At 34.6% G+C, this 19,916-nt stretch carries 16 protein-coding genes; 7 read left to right on the top strand and 9 right to left on the bottom strand.

The features are described 5' to 3' along the window. Positions 1–48: 48 nt before the first annotated feature. The 6 genes from BLV91_RS00605 to panC all read right to left on the bottom strand — a co-directional run bounded on the left by BLV91_RS00605 (position 49) and on the right by panC (position 6,032). Positions 49–2,010: a transglycosylase domain-containing protein gene (locus tag BLV91_RS00605; protein WP_091428493.1), complete on the bottom strand. Its 1,962-nt coding sequence runs from the start codon at positions 2,008–2,010 to the stop codon at positions 49–51. Between the two features lie 235 nt (positions 2,011–2,245). Next, the gene (locus tag BLV91_RS00600) at positions 2,246–2,659 is read right to left on the bottom strand and encodes a hypothetical protein (RefSeq protein WP_091428491.1); all 414 of its coding nucleotides are present in this window, start codon (positions 2,657–2,659) and stop codon (positions 2,246–2,248) included. Positions 2,660–2,728: 69 nt separating this feature from the next. Next, the gene (locus BLV91_RS00595; RefSeq protein WP_245709576.1) at positions 2,729–3,139 is read right to left on the bottom strand and encodes a hypothetical protein; all 411 of its coding nucleotides are present in this window, start codon (positions 3,137–3,139) and stop codon (positions 2,729–2,731) included. A gap of 175 nt (positions 3,140–3,314) precedes the next feature. Next, positions 3,315–4,676 (bottom strand): DNA repair protein RadA, encoded by a 1,362-nt coding sequence (radA, locus tag BLV91_RS00590; RefSeq protein WP_091428489.1) that lies wholly within the window; start codon positions 4,674–4,676, stop codon positions 3,315–3,317. A 112-nt stretch (positions 4,677–4,788) separates the two neighbouring features. Beyond that, complete coding sequence (gene panD / locus BLV91_RS00585) at positions 4,789–5,139, bottom strand: aspartate 1-decarboxylase (protein WP_091428487.1); 351 nt, start codon at positions 5,137–5,139, stop codon at positions 4,789–4,791. 14 nt (positions 5,140–5,153) lie between these two features. Continuing rightward, complete coding sequence (gene panC / locus BLV91_RS00580) at positions 5,154–6,032, bottom strand: pantoate--beta-alanine ligase (RefSeq protein ID WP_091428485.1); 879 nt, start codon at positions 6,030–6,032, stop codon at positions 5,154–5,156. A 78-nt stretch (positions 6,033–6,110) separates the two neighbouring features. Between panC and BLV91_RS00575 the strand changes: the two genes are divergently transcribed. The 7 genes from BLV91_RS00575 (at position 6,111) to BLV91_RS00545 (ending at position 17,192) form a co-directional block, all read left to right on the top strand. Next, positions 6,111–6,917, top strand: coding sequence for a glycogen/starch synthase (locus tag BLV91_RS00575; protein ID WP_091428482.1), 807 nt, complete (start codon positions 6,111–6,113; stop codon positions 6,915–6,917). A gap of 21 nt (positions 6,918–6,938) precedes the next feature. Further along, positions 6,939–8,525 (top strand): BamH family beta-barrel-assembly machinery protein, encoded by a 1,587-nt coding sequence (locus BLV91_RS00570; protein WP_091428480.1) that lies wholly within the window; start codon positions 6,939–6,941, stop codon positions 8,523–8,525. Between the two features lie 7 nt (positions 8,526–8,532). Then, positions 8,533–10,380: a glutamine--fructose-6-phosphate transaminase (isomerizing) gene (glmS, locus tag BLV91_RS00565; protein ID WP_091428478.1), complete on the top strand. Its 1,848-nt coding sequence runs from the start codon at positions 8,533–8,535 to the stop codon at positions 10,378–10,380. 302 nt (positions 10,381–10,682) lie between these two features. Next, complete coding sequence (locus BLV91_RS00560) at positions 10,683–13,517, top strand: TonB-dependent receptor domain-containing protein (protein WP_091428477.1); 2,835 nt, start codon at positions 10,683–10,685, stop codon at positions 13,515–13,517. 34 nt (positions 13,518–13,551) lie between these two features. Further along, on the top strand, positions 13,552–15,078 hold the full coding sequence (locus tag BLV91_RS00555) for an SGNH/GDSL hydrolase family protein (protein WP_091429090.1): 1,527 nt from the start codon (positions 13,552–13,554) through the stop codon (positions 15,076–15,078). Positions 15,079–15,338: 260 nt separating this feature from the next. Continuing rightward, positions 15,339–16,850, top strand: coding sequence for a F0F1 ATP synthase subunit beta (gene atpD / locus BLV91_RS00550; RefSeq protein ID WP_091428476.1), 1,512 nt, complete (start codon positions 15,339–15,341; stop codon positions 16,848–16,850). Positions 16,851–16,910: 60 nt separating this feature from the next. Beyond that, the gene (locus tag BLV91_RS00545) at positions 16,911–17,192 is read left to right on the top strand and encodes a F0F1 ATP synthase subunit delta/epsilon (protein ID WP_091428475.1); all 282 of its coding nucleotides are present in this window, start codon (positions 16,911–16,913) and stop codon (positions 17,190–17,192) included. A gap of 107 nt (positions 17,193–17,299) precedes the next feature. Here BLV91_RS00545 and BLV91_RS00540 read toward each other — a convergent pair whose 3' ends face one another. The 3 genes from BLV91_RS00540 to BLV91_RS00530 form a co-directional block, all read right to left on the bottom strand. Further along, positions 17,300–17,719, bottom strand: coding sequence for a hypothetical protein (locus BLV91_RS00540; protein WP_245709575.1), 420 nt, complete (start codon positions 17,717–17,719; stop codon positions 17,300–17,302). Between the two features lie 190 nt (positions 17,720–17,909). Next, positions 17,910–19,031 (bottom strand): hypothetical protein, encoded by a 1,122-nt coding sequence (locus tag BLV91_RS00535; RefSeq protein ID WP_091428473.1) that lies wholly within the window; start codon positions 19,029–19,031, stop codon positions 17,910–17,912. Positions 19,032–19,324: 293 nt separating this feature from the next. After that, complete coding sequence (locus BLV91_RS00530; protein WP_139262246.1) at positions 19,325–19,864, bottom strand: hypothetical protein; 540 nt, start codon at positions 19,862–19,864, stop codon at positions 19,325–19,327. Positions 19,865–19,916 lie beyond the last annotated feature (52 nt).

Below are 19,916 nucleotides of genomic sequence, written 5' to 3'. Positions count from 1 at the left end.
GGGCTTTTTCATTTATTATAATTCTAGGGTTTTTTAACCCTTTTGACATTAAAACTCAAACTCATCCTTTACCGAGACTGTATCAACCGCTGTACTGTCCTGAACACGTAACCTCAAAAGTGATTTTGCAGCGCCAGTAATAATCATCGGTTGTGATTTATAGATGGTGTCGTCAATACTGAGAAGGCCTCTTCGGATCATGATGTTGGTCAAAAAAGTTTCTTGTTTTTGGGCAAAATCCCTAAGTTTTCCCTGATCATTAAACTGGTACATGAATTTTTTTGGACTTGGGATAATTCGAGCCAGATACAAACATTCATTTAGATTAAGTTCAGCAGGAGTCTTCTGAAAATAATACCGACTCGCCTCACCAATTCCATATACGTTTGGCCCCCATTCGATGATATTAAAATACACTTCAAGCATGCGTTCTTTACTAACAATTCGATTGTTTTCTAAGATGTAGACCAATAGTATTTCTTCTAGTTTTCGAGAAACCGTTTTCTCTCTGGTTAGGAAAGCATTTTTCACTAATTGCATGCTAATTGTACTGGCTCCGCGCGCAAACTTTTCAGTTTTTATGTTTTTTACAATCGATTGTTTGAAGGCCTCATTGATGAAACCATGATGTGAAAAGAAGGAAGGGTCTTCGGTAGTTAATACACATTTTCTTAAGTAGGGCGAAATTTGATCTAGCGGAGTGTAATTAGAATTGGCATTTCCAACCAATATGGGACGTTGCAATACATCATTGATGATGGCTCTATAAACAAATTCTCCGTTGAGTTTGTTGAGATTGGCTTCGCCGTATTTTGTGATTTTTAGCTTCTCTTTTTTCAAATTACTGTCAAAGACTAGTTGGTCTGGTTTGTTTTTATTGAATTTGAAGTCTAATTTATAGTCAAAAGTACCTTCGGCTTCCATACCTTGAAAATGAGTAAATAAACCATCAGGGAGCGACGAGATGAAGTCCTGTGCTTTCATCTTCGGGATGTTAACTTTAAGTTTGTAAATCGTGTCTGATGCAGTATCGAATGTGGCGTAAGGATTAAGTTTTATTTTATTTAACTTTAGAACAGAGCTGCTGTCTATCGAAATGAAATCAGAACCCAAAAGTAAACGATAGTCAAAGCGGGCATTTTTAATTAGGACATCCTTGTTGGCGATTTTTGGATGATTGATTTTTAAGTTGGAGATCGAAGTGAAGCCATCAATATGTAGTTCGCCGCCACTTTTATCAATGTTTTCAATCTTCAATCTGATGGAATCAAAGCTTGATTTAAGATTATAACGCTCGTCAAAATACGGCACTTTGATTGCGCCAGTATCAATATTAAAGAAACGGATGTCTGCTTTTTTATTTCTAGGGTCAGCAAAGCCTTTTATTTTCCATCGTTGTGAAAAAGTATTGGTTTGCACATTAATAGACGTCTCAATTTCCTTGTCAAAAAGAGTAAGTTTTTTTATGTCGATTATAGCCCTTTTGCCATTGTCATCCAGTTTAAATTTCAGGTTTTGAATGCGCATATCGGTGGGAACCAGATTCAGTACCTTAGAAATGATTCTGTAGGCAAAAGCAGCATAATCTCTTTTATCCGTGCTTGTTGGTTCCTTGTTTTCTTTTTTTAGAAAGGCAGCAAAGTTTTTTGCATTTCCTTTTTGAACTAATTGTACCAGGCCATTTTGGATTTCTAAAGTTCCCAATTGTACTTCTCCAAGTAACAACTGCCATACATTGACACTAGTTTTCATTTTTTTAATGCTAAAAAGAGTATCGGCATTTTTGGGAACTAATATTATTTCGGTCAAACTCACTCCTGAAAAACCTTCGAAAGAAGCTTTTTTTACAGATAAATCACTACTGTATTCTTGCTTCATCTTTGTGGATACTTTGTTTACAGCCTGTTGCAAAAGAGAATCTCTAAATACAAAGAAAGCGATGGATAAAACCAGGAAGATTGCAGTAATTACTACTAGCATAATTATTATTTTTTGTTTTCCGGTTTTCATGAATTTCAGAATGTGTTATTGATTGATCTAAAATGTAAGGAACTAACTCGTTTGGAATGTCTTTTTTCGCATTTACCAAATCCAGCTGCTTAACGGATGCAAACTATTAAAAGTTTTGATGCACTCCTAATCTGAATACCTCATTTATTGGCAAAAAAAAACTACAACATCTTTATTGCTGTAGTTTCTGATGCAATCGCTAAAATAAGTGATAGTTCCATTTAACGGATAGATGTTATTTTTTGCTGTAGAATTGTTTGACCTTTGCTACAATCTGGTTTTCAGTCATGCTATCTGAAGTTTCAACAGATTTAGGCTTAGTTGCAATAGTAGATTTCTCAGAGTTGATTTTTTGCTCTAGTTTCGTTTTAGTATCTGCTGGGCCAAAAATATAAAGTTCGTCAGCTCCATTAACATTCGATATGACATCTTTTAGATAAGTATTTATCTGATGTTTTTTTCGTTCATCGAATGATTTTTGGGAGTCAATATGTTGTCCGCCAAAGAAACTACCTTTATCTCCCTCTTTATCATGATAAACACGATTTTCAAGATCAGATTGTATTTCTGTTATTGCTTCTTTACCGCCTTCAAGAGTTACGATGATTGCTTTTGTTGAGTCAATCCAAATACCAGTTTGCTTTTTCATCTTTTATTATTTTTAAATTAGATTAGACAATTTTAAATTAGATAGAATTATTATAACTAGAGTTTTAATTTATTGTTGATTTTCTAAAAGTGCATTTAATTGGCCTATTAAAACATGTTCTGATTTGTTTTTGCCTGCAAATGAGCTTGCAATTGCTTTGGCAGTTTTTATAATTAAGGCGTTTACTTGAGGTGTAAATAAGCTAGTGTGCACTGACCTGAATATTTTCAAATCGGGTAAAATTTGTTTAAAGTCACAGTCATTTTCTGCAAGCCAGTCAAATACAATTTCTATTTGGTATGCTGAATCAGATCCAAATACGTCAAAAGTATTTTCGAGAGGTAGCCATTCTTGTTGAACTATTTTTTTTAATTGTTTTATCTCTTCTTCGCGAACAGTTTTATCCACAGCGGCAATGCTATAAAATAGTTTGCCGAGTTGCTGATAAAAATGAACCATTGTTTTGTCTGAAGGTTTCACGATTAATTTTTTTATTATGAAAGAATAGAGTTCATTTCATAAAGTTACAAAAAAACAATGGTAAAAGAATTAGAATTAACATATTATCAGCTGTAAATCAGCTTAAAAGCTTTTTTATAAGTCGAATAAAAAAGCTTTAAGTGAAATGTTGTGAAGATGGTATTTTGAATGAAGTTTATCCAAATAGCATACTGGCAACATCTTCAATTTTAGCTACTAATTGAATTTTTATACCAGTATTTTTTAGAGAGATCTTATTGTATTTAGAGACAAAAATGGTTGAAAAGCCCAGTTTTTCAGCTTCCTGAATGCGTTGGTCCACACGGTTCACGGGGCGGATTTCCCCTGATAAACCTACTTCTCCTGCAAAGCAAAAATCTTTATTTACCGGAATGTCTTCATTTGAGGACAAAATGGCGGCAACAACAGCCAAATCGATAGCGGGATCATCTACAGAAATTCCTCCCGTTATGTTTAAAAAAACATCTTTGGCGCCAAGCCTAAAGCCAGCTCTTTTTTCTAGAACGGCTAAAATCATATTCAGTCTCTTGGCATTGTAACCTGTTGTACTACGTTGTGGTGTTCCATAAACGGCAGTACTTACTAGAGATTGAATTTCTATCATCAATGGACGCATTCCTTCTAAGGTTGAGGCAATGGCGGTTCCTGATAATTCTTCGTCTTTGTGTGAAATCAAAATCTCCGAAGGATTCGAAACTTCCCGTAATCCGCTTCCTAGCATTTCGTAAATTCCTATTTCGGCTGTGGATCCAAAACGGTTTTTAAGGGAACGCAAAATACGATAAACATGATTGCGGTCGCCTTCAAATTGAAGCACGGTGTCTACCATATGTTCCAGAATTTTTGGTCCGGCTATGTTTCCGTCTTTCGTTATATGTCCAATAAGAATTACTGGAATATTAGTTTCTTTGGCAAATTTAATCAGTTCGGCTGTGGTTTCTCGAATTTGAGAAATACTTCCTGCAGTCGATTCGATATAATCCGTATGAAGCGTTTGGATGGAGTCTATAATGACAATTTCGGGCTCAATTGCTTCAATTTGTTTGAATATATTTTGGGTTTTGGTTTCGGTAAGAATATAGCAGTTGTCACTAACAGACGTGATTCTTTCGGCACGCATTTTTATTTGTTTTTGGCTTTCTTCACCTGAAACATATAAAGTTTTGTATGGTAATTTTAACGATATTTGAAGTAAGAGTGTGCTTTTTCCAATTCCCGGCTCCCCTCCTAAAAGAGTAAGGGATCCAGGAACAATACCGCCGCCAAGTACGCGATTAAGTTCTGCATCAGTTGTGTCCATACGGATTTCCTGAGTCGAATCTATTTCGTTAATCTTTAAAGGTTTTGGAGCTTTACTCTTTGAAGCCGATTCGCTTTTCCAAGCCGTCTTTTCTTCTTTTTGAATGATTTCCTCTGCAATGGTATTCCATTCCTTACAAGAATTGCATTGTCCTTGCCATTTTGCATATTGTGCTCCGCAACTTTGACAGAAAAAAGTGGTTTTTACTTTGGCCATAGGAAGAGTTACTGTTTTGTTTAAATTAGAATAAAAAAAGACAATAGGTATGATGGCTATTGTCTTTTGGATTGTAATACTAAAATTACATTTATTTTCGAACTAATTTTAATTATGTTAAGGAATTGTCTTTCTCATTTGGAAAAATAATCCAAGGCTTGAAAGTTTTAGCTTCTTCAAATTCCAAAGTAGCATAAGAAATAATAATGATGATGTCATCTTTCTGAACTCTTCTTGCGGCAGGTCCATTAAGTGTTATTTCGCCTGAATTTCTCTCGCCTTTGATGGCATAAGTTTCAAAACGTTCGCCATTATTGATGTTGACGATTGAAACTTTTTCTCCTTCAATGATGTTTGAAGCCTCCAATAGTGTTTCGTCTATGGTAATACTACCGATATAATTTAAATCGGCTCCAGTAACTTTTACCCGATGGATTTTTGATTTTAGTACTTGAATTTGCATGCTACAAAAGTAAATTAATTTAATGAAATGGTGTCAATCAATCGAATATTATTGATAATAACTGCTATAAATGCACGATAATTTTTGGTTTTATTTTTTCTTTCGCAAGGCAATAATGCCGTTTCGTCAGCGATTTGAAAGTATTCTAATTCAAAGGATGTATTTTTTTTGAATAGTTTTTCGACCCATTCTGTAACGGATTTAGCACTATTATTTTTGAATTTTTCTTTAGCGCCATTTAAGGTTTTGAATATTATGGCACTATCAGTTCTTTGCTGCTCTGAAAGTCGTTCATTTCTAGAACTCATGGCAAGACCGTTAGATTCTCTGTAAATGGGGCAACCAACAACATTAACTGCCATGTTGTTTTTTTCGACCATCTTTTTTACTATTTGCAATTGTTGGAAATCTTTCTCTCCAAAATAGGCATTAGTTGGACTTACAATTTCAAACAACCTTTTTACGATAGTTCCAACTCCGTTAAAATGACCAGGTCTGAATTTTCCTTCCATTTGGTTTTCTAATCCTTCAAAATCAAACTCCTCTGACAAGATTTTTCCTTCATATACATCTTCAGTAGATGGGGCGTACAAAATTATTTCAGAACTTAAACCTGATATTTTTGCGATATCAGCTTCCATTGTTCGTGGGTATTTTGACAAGTCTTCAGGGTTGTTAAATTGAGTGGGGTTCACAAAAATACTAACCACTGTATTTTCGTTCTCAGCCAATGATTGTTGCATCAATGATAAGTGTCCTTGATGTAGTGCGCCCATAGTGGGAACGAAACCAATAGTGGAATAAGGAGTCTTAATAGATTTCAAATAGTCCATCAAAGCTTCTTTTCCATTGAAAATATGCATGGTTGTTTTATTAAAATTAACTGCAAACATAATATATTAGTTAATAACTGCATAAATTTTTGTAATTTTGCGTGGTTTTTATTACCAATAAATTAAGCAAATTACAATATGAAAGATAAGAGGATATTATACGTATCATCTGAAGTGGTGCCCTATTTAGCTGAAAACGAGGTTTCTTTAATGTCTTACGATGTGCCAAAGATGGTTAATGATCAAGGTGGACAGATTAGGATTTTTATGCCTAGATATGGGAATATAAATGAGAGAAGACACCAATTACATGAGGTGATTAGACTTTCAGGGATGAATTTGGTAGTAAATGACTTAGATATGCCATTGATTATTAAGGTGGCGTCCATTCCTAAAGAAAGAATTCAAGTTTACTTTATTGACAACGATGAGTATTTCAAAAGGAAAGCAACTTTTGCAGATGAGGAAGGGGTGATGTATCCTGATAATGACGAGCGCGCGATTTTCTTTGCAAAGGGAGTTGTTGAAACCGTTAAGAAATTGAATTGGGTTCCAGATATCATACATGTTCATGGTTGGATGGCGGCAATGTTGCCTATTTACATGAAACACTATTATAAAAATGAAGCATTATTTTCAGATACTAAAATTGTCACTTCGGTGTACAGTCAATCTTTTGAAGGTGCTTTAGATCCTGAAATGGTTAATAAGATAATATTGGATGGGATACCTGCCGAGGCTATAGCTGACTTAAAAACACCTGATTATGAAAATATTATAAAAACGTCTATCCAACATTCGGATGCTGTTATTATTGCTTCAGATAGCTTGTCTCCAAGTTTAACAAAATTTATAGAATCTTCAGGAAAACCTTTTTTACCTTTCGTGCCCAAAGATGCATTTGCGGAAGCTTATAGCAATTTTTACAATAACGAGGTTCTGTAATTTAAACTTTTATTATCTAATATGTACAATAATTCTTTTTTTAAGAAAATTCTTATAGTTGCTTGTGTCGTTTTTTTATATTCCTGTGATAAAGATTATAATTCAATTGGAGATGGTTTGATTGGAGATAATCATTTTGATTTTGCTAAATATACGTCAAGTGTGTTAGCTTATAATCAAAAGATTGGGCCAATACAATCTAACAATCTTGCGATTAATTCTTTAGGGATTCTTGATAACCCCGCATTTGGTACAACAACAGCGAATTTTGCAACTCAGTTGACATTAGAGTCTACAAGTCCTGTAATAGGGAATAACCCTGAGATCGTAAGTGTAACATTGACGATTCCTTATTTTAGTACCTTAGTGTCTACGGATACAGAGGGAGACCATGTGTATGAGTTAGATTCTATATATGGGGCAAGTGATGCTAAAATTAAGTTAAGTGTATATGAGTCAGGTTACTTTATGAGAGACTTGGATCCTGTTGGTGGTTTTCAAGAAGCGCAAAAATATTTTACAGATCAAAATGCAGATTTTGATGGTGCTAAAGTAGGAAGTCGATTGAATAATAGCAGTATTGTTTCTCAGAACGATTCGTTTTTCTTTGACGCTGCTGAGTATAAAGAAACTACGACAACGGATGGTAAGGATGTAGTTACACGAACAGCTCCTGGAATGCGATTGACTTTAAATTCAAGTTTTTTTAAAACAAAAATCATTGATGGTGCTGCCGCAGGGAAGTTGTCTTCAAATGATGTTTTTAAAGAATATTTTAGAGGATTGTATTTCAAAGTTGAGAAATCAGGGACAAGTGCAGGTGCGTTGGCGCAATTAGATTTTAAGAAAGGGAAAATCACGGTAAAATTCAAAGAAGATACTTCAGATTCAGATAAAACAAGAATTGATAATTCTATTGTGCTTAATCTGACAGGAAATACCGTTAGTTTATTAGAGCAAAGTAATGCGAATACGTCTTATACAAACGCAACGACTTCCAGCAATATTAATAAGACTCTTGGAGATGAAAAATTATATCTAAAAGGAGGAGAAGGTTCTATGTCAATTCTTGAGCTATTTGGTGCAGATGCTGATAACAATGGTGTTGCTGATGAGCTAGAAACTATTAGAAATAATGGGTGGTTGATTAATGAGGCTAATCTTGTTTTTCATGTAGATGCAAGTGCAATGGGAAGTGCGTATGAACCAAAACGTATTTACTTATATGATTTAAATAATAGCAGAGTAGTATATGATTATGCGGTAGACGCTACGACAGGTACGGATGCGAAAAACGGTAAATTAGTATATGGAGGTATTTTAAATAAAGAAAATACAGCAGATGGAATTTATAAGATAAGAATTACGAATCAAGTAAGAAACCTTATTAAAAATGCTGACTCAACTAATGTTAAGTTAGGAGTTGTTGTCACAGAAGATATAAATACCACAACATCATCTAAATTAAGAACGGCAACATCTTCAATATCTCAAGCTCCAAAAGCTTCAGTTATGAGTCCTTTAGGGACTGTTTTATATGGAGGTAAGTCTACTGTTCCAGTAGATAAAAGATTGAAGTTGGAGATTTATTATACTAAACCTAATTAATAAAAATATGTGTGGAATTGTTGGATATATAGGTTATAGAGAGGCTTATCCTATTGTTATAAAAGGATTAAAAAGACTTGAATATAGAGGTTATGATAGTGCCGGGGTAATGATTTATGATGGTGAATCTATAAAACTTAGTAAGACTAAGGGTAAAGTTGCTGACCTAGAAGAAAGAGCTTCTAAGGAAATTACTACTAACGGGACGATAGGAATTGGTCATACACGTTGGGCGACACATGGTGTTCCTAATGATGTGAACTCTCATCCACATCTTTCTAATTCTGGAGATTTAGTAATAATTCATAATGGTATCATTGAGAATTATGCTCCTTTAAAAGTAGAATTGATAAAAAGAGGTTATGTGTTTCATTCAGATACAGATACTGAGGTGCTTGTAAATCTTATTGAAGAAGTGCAGAAAAAAGAAAATATAAAGTTGGGTAAGGCAGTTCAAATTGCACTTAACCAAGTTGTAGGGGCATATGCAATTGCAGTTTTTGATAAAAAGAATCCAGATGAAATTGTGGCTGCACGCTTAGGAAGTCCATTGGCAATTGGTATAGGTGAAGGTGAGTATTTTATTGCCTCAGATGCTTCTCCTTTTATTGAATATACTTCAAATGCAGTGTATTTAGAAGATGGTGAGATGGCTGTTATTAGGTTGCACAAAGAGATGAAAGTGCGCAAGATTAAAGATGATTCTTTAGTTAATCCAATTATTCAAGAGCTTCAGATGAATTTGGAGCAAATTGAAAAAGGAGGTTACGATCATTTTATGTTGAAAGAGATCTATGAGCAACCAAGTGTTATTAAAGATACTTACAGAGGTAGATTACATGCAAATGAAGGTATTATTCAAATGGCCGGAGTTGAAGATAATTTGGAAAAATTCTTAAATGCAGATAGGATTATCATAGTTGCTTGTGGTACATCGTGGCATGCAGGTTTAGTTGCTGAATATATTTTTGAGGAATTTGCAAGGATTTCTGTTGAAGTAGAATACGCATCTGAATTTAGATATAGAAATCCGATAATCAACAGTAAGGATGTTGTTATTGCTATATCTCAATCTGGAGAAACGGCTGATACTATGGCCGCAATTAAGTTGGCTAAAGAACAAGGTGCTTTCGTGTTTGGGGTTTGTAATGTTGTGGGTTCTTCTATCTCAAGAGAAACGCATGCAGGTGCTTATACACATGCTGGTCCTGAAATTGGTGTTGCTTCTACTAAAGCATTTACTACCCAAATTACGGTATTAACGATGATTGCGCTTCGTTTGGCAAAAGCTAAAGGGACATTGTCGCAATCAGATTTTCATATGTATTTACAAGAATTGGAATTAATACCAGAGAAAGTTAGAGAAGCTTTGGAAACTAATGATAAGGCAAAGGAAATTGCTGAAACGTTTAAAGATGCGCCTAACTGTTTGTACTTAGGAAGGGGTTATAATTTTCCAGTTGCTCTTGAAGGGGCTTTAAAACTAAAAGAGATATCATACATACATGCTGAAGGTTATCCTGCAGCTGAAATGAAACACGGTCCAATCGCTTTGATAGATGAGCAAATGCCAGTTGTTGTTATCGCTCCTAAACAAGGACATTATGATAAAATAGTAAGTAATATTCAGGAAATTAAATCAAGAAGTGGAAGAATTATAGCAGTAGTGACTAAAGGCGATACGCAAGTTCGTGAATTAGCTGATTATGTTATAGAGATTCCTGAAACATCGGATGCTTTGTCGCCATTAATAACGACAATCCCGTTACAACTTTTGTCATATCATATTGCTGTTTTAAGAGGGTGTAATGTAGATCAGCCTAGAAATTTGGCAAAATCGGTTACAGTGGAATAAACGGTTGTTTTGATAATATTTTAAAAAAAAGCGAGATTTAGTATCTCGCTTTTTTTTTTGGATAAAAATAAAGGAAATGTATCATTTTTGTGATAAAGATAAATATTTCTTAAAAATAGTATGTACGCATAGTATATTGCATCATTTTAACATATATACAGAGATTAGTATAAAAATCATATTACTGTAATTGTGTTAAAATGGGAGTAAAACGTTGACAATAAGGAATTATTTTTAACGTTTTTTTATTAATATTAAAAATAATTGTACTTTGGCAACATAAATCTATAAAATTCAACCAAATGAGAATGTATTTACTTTTATTGTCATTGTTTTTTTGCAGCATAACTTTTGCGCAAAACTCAATTTCAGGTACAGTTGTTGAAAATGACAACCAGCCTATTTTTGGAGCTAATATTAAAATTGTTGGGGAGGCCGTAGGGACGGTTACTGACAGTGATGGAAAGTTTACTTTAGTTTCGCCAACAAAAGTGCCTTATGTGATTGAAGTTACGAGTATAGGCTTTGTTTCAAAAAGGGTGAATATTACATCAAACAATCAAAAAGTTAATGTTATTCTTAAAGAAGAACAAAACTTGCTTAATGAGATTGTAGTGTCTGCATCTAGAACTCCTGAAAGAGTTTTGGAGTCTCCTGTTACCATTGAAAGAATGGGAACAGCAGATATTAAAAAGTCGGCTTCAGCTACTTTTTATGACGGGTTGGAAAATTTGAAAGAAGTTCAGATGAATACAAGTAGTTTGTCTTTTAAATCAGTTAACACACGTGGTTTTGCAACAGTAGCGAATACGCGTTTTATGCAGTTGGTTGACGGAATGGATAATGCTTCTCCTCTATTAAATTTTGTATTGGGAAACATGATTGGAATCTCGGAAATTGACGTTCAAAGTGTAGAGCTACTGCCTGGTGCGTCTTCTGCTTTATATGGTGCAAATGCATTTAATGGAATACTATTTATGAATAGTAAAAGTCCGTTTACAAGTCAGGGAATTACTGCATACGCGAAATTTGGACAAACAAGTCAAAAAGCGGCAGGTAATAATGATTATGTTGATTATGGGATTAGAATGGCTCATGCCTTTAGTCCAAAATTAGCTGCAAAAGCAAACTTTACCTATATGAAAGGTACAGATTGGTATGCGACGAATTATGATGACAAAACTGTCGAAGGTAGAGATAGAAGTAATATTAATTATGATGGTATAAATGTGTATGGTGATGAGGTTACTACAAATATAAAAGGAGTTGGGTCGTCCTTAGCGGCGTTGGGTTTGGTGCCAGCCTCGGCAGTTAACTTACTACCTAGTACTAATGTGAGTAGAACTGGATACAATGAGATAGATTTAACGGACAATAAAGCGAGTAATACTAAAATCGACTTTTCAGTTCATTATAAGCCTTTTGCAAATGATTTAGAAGTTATTTGGCAAAGTAAATTTGGTTGGGGAAATGCAGTTTACCAAGGTGCTAATAGGTATTATTTGAATAACTTTTTTATGCAGCAGCATAAGTTAGAGATAAAAGGTAAAAACTTTTTTGTGAGAGGATATACTACTACAGAAGATGGGGGGAATTCGTATGATATGCTTTTTACAGGTATTAATATAAATAGAGTCTGGAAAGATGATAAAACTTGGTTTGGTGAATACGCTGGGGCCTATATAGGTGCTACTCTGGCAGGTCAGACACCAGAAAATGCACACGTTATTGCAAGATCTACTGCTGATACAGGAAGATTAATTCCTGGAACCGCTGCTTTCAAAGCTGCTTTTGATAAAGTGACTAATGAAGCAAGTGTATTAACTGGTTCAAAATTGGTTGATAATTCTAAAATTTATCATTCAGATGCGAATTATAACTTTAAAGATTTGATCGACTTTGCTGAAATTCAAGTTGGAGGTTCTTATAGAGCTTATCAATTGAATTCACATGGTAGAATTTACACGGATAAGGATGGACCTATAAACTATGATGAATATGGAGCTTATACTCAGGTTACAAAGAAGTTTATAGACGACCGTTTGAAATTTACAGGATCTATTCGTTACGATAAAGCGCAGAATTTTGATGGTAATATATCTCCAAGAGTTTCTCTTGTGTATTCAGGTGGTGAGAGTAGAAGACATAATTTTAGAGGGTCTTTTCAAACTGGTTTCAGAAATCCATCAACACAAGATCAATACATTGGTTTTAATGTAGGTAGTGCTCTGTTGCTAGGTTCAGCTCCTGATAATTTAACAAGATTCTCTGAAGTTAGAGGGAATGATATTGATGGAAGTGGTACAATTTCTGCTTTTGGTCAAGCTATACTTGGGGCAAACACGGTTGTTTTAAATGGTTTAAATGCTTATAATAATTCTTATACAGCAACATCTGTTGGTCAGTTTAGTGCTACGGGAAATGCGACTTTGTTGAGAAAAACAAATGTTGATTATGTAAAACCAGAACAAGTTAAAGCATTTGAATTAGGGTATCGTTCATTTATAAAAGATGTGTCAGTTGATGTTAATGGATATTATAATATTTACAACGATTTTATCGGAAATTTAAATGTGATTGCGCCTTATTATGGAACAACACAAGACTCTCCGAGTGCTACTCCTAACCCTGCAGATCCAGGATTCCAGACATTAGCAGCACTTTCAGCTGGTGATTATAGAGTGTATCAATTGTATACTAATACTGATGTAGAGATTAAATCACTTGGTTTTGGTCTAGGTCTTTCTAAAAAAGTATATAGAGACTTTGAAGTAGGTGTTAACTATAATTATGCTGAATTTAAGTTTGACCAAGAAAAGGATCCTAGTTTTGAAGCTGGATTCAACACTCCTAAACATAGAGTAAAAGCGTCATTCGGAAACGAAAAGTTATTCAAAAACTTTGGTTTTAACGTAAGTGGAAGATGGAATAGTGATTATTTATGGCAATCTACAATGGTAGACGGTATGATTGATGCTGCTACTGTAATTGATGCTCAAATCAATTACGGAATTCCAAAACTAAAATCGACATTAAAAATTGGAGCTTCGAATATTGGTGGTAAAGAATATGCTCAAGTATTAGGTGCTGGTTTAATTGGGCAACAATATTTTGCATCTTGGACAATCAATCCGTAATATCGAGACAAAAACTTTAAAAAAAAATACAACCATGATAAAAAATTTAAAATGGCTACTATTGGTTTCTTTAACCTTTGTAGCATGTAATAATGACGATGAAGTAGTAACGATTGTAGATTCGTCAGACGGATTAGCTTTAACTGCTGGGTCTGCGAACTTTTCTAAATTTGTTTCTTTAGGAAACTCATTAACTTCAGGTTACTCAGATGGTGCTTTGTTCGTTGAAGGGCAAAAATCTTCTTATACTAACATAATAGCGCAAAAATTTACGGCAGTTGGGGGTGGAGAATTTAAAATTCCATTTATGGCTGACAATATAGGTGGTTTTAAAATTAATGGGACTATTGCTTCTGGAGCTAGGTTAGCTTCAACTGGTGGTGGAGCGCCAGTTGCGGTTTCAGGAACTCCTTCGACAGAGATCTTAACTTCCATAGCTGCTGCTGGTCCATATAATAACTGTGGGGTTCCAGGTGCAAAAAGTTTTCATTTGTTATCGCCAAGTTACGGTAGTGCAGCAGGTATTGCTCTTGGAACTGCAAATCCATATTATGTTCGTTTTGCTCCAAATGCTACCACTTCTATTGTGTCATATGCAATGTCTCAAACACCAACTTTCTTTTCACTTTGGATAGGAACTAATGATGTTTTAGGTTACGCTACAACTGGTGGTGATGGTTCAAATCCTATAACTCCTTCTGCAGGAGTTGCAGGAGTTGGTTTTGATGCTACCTACGATGCTTTAGTAAATACATTGACCTCTGCAGGTGCAAAAGGAGTTGTGGCAAATATTCCTTATGTAAATACTTTGCCATTTTTCACATATATAGCCGCAAATCCAGTTCCGTTGGATGCTGCGTCAGTGGCACAATTGAACCCGTTATTTGGGGCAATGAATAGTATCTTGGCATCAGCGTCTCAACCTGCTCGATTCCAAACATTGGCAGTGAGTTCTTCAAATCCTCTTCTAATTGCTGATGAAATGTTAGCTTATGATGCTACAGACTTATTTACTGCGGCTTTTCAAGGAGCTCCATTTAATTACCCTGCATCTACTGCTGGATTTTTAGGAAATTTGTATGGAAAAGCTCGTCACGCTAGTAGTGCGGCGGCAACTAGGGATTATATATTGTTGACCGCAGGTGGTTTAATTGGTACTACAAAAGCAGGTTATCCTGCAACCAATAGTACTATTGGAGTTACCTATCCAATGGAAGATAAAACGACGTTAACTGCTAGTGAGGTTGCTTTGGTGAAAATAGCAACAGATGCTTATAATGCAAAAATTAAGGCAGTTGCAACGGCCAAAGGATTAGCTTTTGTTGATTCTAATGCTTTGATGAGTCAGGTTTCAAATGGTGGATTTACAGCAAATGGATTTACGGTAACGGGTGCTTTTATTACTGGCGGTGGGTTTTCGACAGATGGTGTTCATCCTTCTCCAAGAGGGTACGCAATGCTTGCAAATAAATTCATTAATGCTATTAATGCAACGTATGGTTCTAATTTAAAAGAAGTAGATTTAGGGAATTATAGAATTTTATTTCCAAAATCGCTTTAATTTGTTAGGGTTTTAATGATAAACAGAAGCCATTCGTTGAGAGACGAATGGCTTCTTATTTTTAACTAAATATTGCTGTTTTTATTCGTTTAAAATGGATTTTTAAACAATGCATTAATTTTTTCTTGTTTTTATAGAAAAAGGTGTTGATTTTTTATTTTAAAAAATTATCTTTGCAGCTTGAAAAAAGTGTCTAATTGATAAATTTCAATTGGTTCTATTTCATAAACCTAAATAGCTATTTAATAAATACATAAGTAATGTCAAAAGTAATAGGAAAAGTTGCGCAAATCATTGGTCCAGTAGTTGATGTAGTATTCAACGGTAAAGATGTTGAACTTCCAAAAATTTATGATTCATTAGAAATCACAAAAAAAGATGGTACTTTATTGGTACTTGAAGTACAATCTCACATTGGTGAAAACACCGTTCGTACCATTTCGATGGACTCAACAGATGGTTTGAGTAGAGGTTATGAAGTAGTTGGAACAGGGAATCCTATCCAAATGCCAATTGGTGCAGATGTTTACGGACGTTTGTTCAACGTAATTGGAGATGCAATTGATGGTTTAGGTGATTTACCTAAAACAGGTGAAAACGGAATGTCAATTCACCGTCAAGCACCAAAATTTGAGGATCTATCAACTTCATCTGAAGTTTTATTCACAGGTATTAAAGTAATCGATTTAATTGAGCCTTACTCAAAAGGGGGTAAAATTGGATTGTTCGGTGGTGCAGGTGTTGGTAAAACAGTATTGATCCAAGAGTTGATCAACAATATCGCAAAAGGTCACGGTGGACTTTCAGTATTCGCAGGAGTAGGGGAAAGAACACGTGAAGGGAATGACTTACTTCGTGAGATGTTAGAGTCAGGAATTATAAAATACGGTGATGAATTCATGCACTCTATGGAAAATGGAGGATGGGATTTATCTAAAGTTGATATGCCAGGAATGAGAGAGTCTAAAGCTACTTTCGTTTTCGGTCAAATGAATGAGCCGCCAGGAGCTCGTGCTCGTGTAGCACTTTCTGGATTATCTATTGCTGAATATTTCCGTGATGGAGCAGGAACAGATCAAGGAAAAGATGTATTATTCTTTGTGGATAATATCTTCCGTTTTACACAAGCAGGTTCTGAGGTTTCGGCACTTTTAGGTCGTATGCCATCTGCAGTAGGATACCAACCAACATTAGCTACAGAAATGGGAGCGATGCAAGAACGTATTACATCTACAAACAAAGGATCTATTACATCTGTACAAGCGGTTTACGTACCTGCGGATGATTTAACTGACCCGGCACCAGCAACAACGTTTGCTCACCTTGATGCAACAACAGTATTGTCTCGTAAGATTGCTGAGCTAGGTATCTATCCAGCGGTTGACCCGTTAGATTCTACTTCTCGTATCTTAACACCACAAATTCTTGGTGATGAGCATTATGACTGTGCACAAAGAGTAAAAGAAATTCTTCAAAAATACAAACAATTGCAAGATATTATTGCGATTCTAGGTATGGAAGAATTATCTGAAGAAGATAAATTATCTGTTTCTAGAGCTAGACGTGTACAACGTTTCTTATCTCAACCTTTCCACGTAGCTGAACAGTTTACAGGATTAAAAGGAGTTTTAGTTGATATCAAAGATACTATCAAAGGATTTAATATGATTATTGATGGTGAATTAGATCACTTGCCAGAATCAGCATTTAACCTTAAAGGTACTATTGAAGAAGCTATTGAGGCTGGAGAGAAAATGTTAGCAGAAGCGTAATCAATGGATAATTGACAATGGATAATTGTCAATTGTTAATTATCAATTATCAATTAAATTATGATTTTAGAAATAGTATCACCAGAAGCTTCGTTATTCAAAGGAGAAGTAACATCGATATCTGTACCAGGTATTAATGGTAGTTTTCAGATTTTGAATAATCACGCGGCGATTGTTTCCTTGCTTCAAAAAGGAACTGTAAGTTTTACAGCTCCAAATTTCGAAACTAACAAAGAAACATCAGCATTGTTTACTAAAGTAAGTGCGGATAATTATTCATTAGCTATCTCTGCAGGAACTTTAGAAATGAAAGACAATAAAGTAATTGTTTTAGTCGACTAAAATAATTTAAATATATATGGAAAGCCTAACGTAAATGTTAGGCTTTTTTGTTTTCTACAGGTTCAGTAAATGAGTTTTTAAAATAGTATAGTTGTTTCTATTATCTATTATTTCAAATCTATTGTGTCTATTTCTTTCTTGAATTTAGTATTGTGATTCCCTGCTACTACAAGTGCTCCTGCAATCAAAACAAGGTTCTTTATAATGTATTGACCTACCAATGTTGGGCAGTACGGAAAAGCCTCAAAACAGCTTGTTTTTAATATAAATATGGGGAATAGTGTTGCTGACATATGCAATAATATCAAAACAATTGTATAAGGAATGAAGCGCTTGATAAGTAAACCTGATCCAATAATCACTTCGCAGATTCCTAAAATAGGAACAAAGATTTCTGGTTTAAACCAATACACTGTTTGCTCTACGAGCTCACCCGCAGGGCTCATTCCTAAAATTTTTAAGGCACCAAACCAGATGTAGATTATGGCGAGTGCAAAGCGCATTAAATTGATGCTGTGCTTTTCCATTTTTTTGCTAAATTGAAAATATATAGAGTTAAATGTCATTTCCATAGTGTGTTTTTATTAAAAATATTAATGCTTTGGGATTGCCTTCATCTCACTATTATTGGATGAAAGCGCACTTTGTTTTTATCGTATTAACCGAAATAACTATTTGTATTAAGTTGTCTACAGTAATGAAATAAGTTAGTACTTCTTAAAATCTAGTTGATACCCCTAAGTTTAAGGTATAATCAGCAAACGCAGCGTCACCTTGAACATGAGTAGCACGAAGAACTGAGTTCTCTTTATCAGTTACGCTTTGTGTACGATTTCTTGCTACTGCGAATGGTACTGATGCGAACACTGTTACTTTCTTATAATCGTAATTAACTGATGGTTCTATTGACCAGATGTATCCTGGGCGACGAAAGTTGCTGCTACCCCCTAGTAGATCGTAAACTGGTATGCCTTCTAATCTTGTTCCAGCGGCGAGTGATAATCCTTTTATGCGGTGGAATGAATAATTAAATCCTGCTCTAAACATATATTGATCTGGAACACTCATAATAGCTTCATTAGCTAAGTTTGGGGATAAGGTTTCTCTATAAGTTCTCGTACCGTTTTGCTCGCGTGGGTTTATTAAATAATAAAAGTTCCCATAAACCCCAAAGTTCTCTACGAAATTATAAAATGTATTTAACTCAAAGGTAATTCCAGTACCACCATCGCCTAATTGTATGGATTGATCTACGGGGCGTAATTCTTTGCCTCCGTTTTGACCAACGTTATACCAATAATCTTTGTAATTGTAATCTCCTGTTGGTAATTTAAGCCCTAGTCCTAATTGTATGTTAGCTTTTGTACTTTTTGTAGGGTCTAATAGCCATCTGTAAGCCGCAAATCTTATGTCTCCTATTCCAAAAGAGCTTGTAGAATGTCTTTCTTTTTTTATATAGGTCCCATTTACTAAACCATGTTCATAAAGAGAGGACCGAACATTATTTGAAACAGGAATATCAATCATAATGGACCATCTATTGTTAAGGTTTCTAATGAGTGAAAGGTTAAAAACGGAAGTATAGTTTACAACCTCTGTTTTTTGTATTAGCCTTTGCTTATTTTCTTCTGTTCCAGAAAAATGTCTAAATGACCTAAAGTAGCGCCCGCTAGTAGCTAATTGCCAGCCAGCAACATTAGTGCTGTCAGGATGTATCATCATACAGCTTGTTGCATTTCCTTTAATTGCAACACATCCCTGTGCAATTGTTTTTTGATTTTGTAATAATGTATAAATTAGTAATATAAAATAGATATAGAATTGGTTTGGTTTTTTCATTTTTCATTTTTTTTATAAATTAGAAGCAGGTTTGTTCCTTTGGTAGCGAGTGCCAAAAGAAGACAGTAGAAGGATTTTGTAAATAGAAAACAGGCAAAACAGAATCTCTAATACGAATAATTATGTCTTTCTTTTTATTAAAAAGGACATAGTAACATAAAAAGAATAGTGGTTTGTTTTACCAATTTGAAAAGCATAATAGTACTTTATCACACAGATTTAATGAAAAGGCTTGATTGTCTTTACACTAAAGAGTCAAATTACAAAATGGTTCTACTGCTAGTAATTAAAAATCAAATGAATTTTGGAGGCGCATAAAGAGAATGCAAGTAACCTGCATTTACCGCTAGATTAAGAGCTGCAGTATCTTTGTGTAAGGCTAGATGTAAATTTAGAGAAAATTCAAGAGCGACACTTGTGTTAGGGATATAGTCCTGAAGAAATGATTTTAATAGTTTTTTTACTGGTGATTCCTTAGAGCTTGTGCTGTCGAATAATTGGTTGTCAACAATGTCGTTCAATTTTTTTCCAATGACATCTCCATAGGAATTTCTTAAGTAATACAGACTAAGGATGTTGTTTTGAATTCTTTTTTTGAAAATATGATAACTTTTATTTTCAATAATCACATTCTCATTCACATATTCAAAATCAGTGTCTTCAACAAAGGAATACAAGGAGGCATTCAATTCTATTACTTGAAATTCCAGATCTGGTGTTTTTTCCATAACAGAAACCCATGCCTGCTCTTCTTGATAGGCAAACATCAAATAGTACCCAAGGGCATTGTAAAACAATGATACCAATAAGAATAGGGATGCAATTCGTTTCATAAGCATCTAAAATATACAATCTATTTCATATAAATTTATTTTTAGACATAAT

The sequence above is a fragment of the Flavobacterium degerlachei genome (assembly GCF_900106645.1).
GTDB classification, from domain to species: Bacteria; Bacteroidota; Bacteroidia; order Flavobacteriales; family Flavobacteriaceae; genus Flavobacterium; species Flavobacterium degerlachei.
This window is presented reverse-complemented; position numbering and strand designations above follow the sequence as displayed.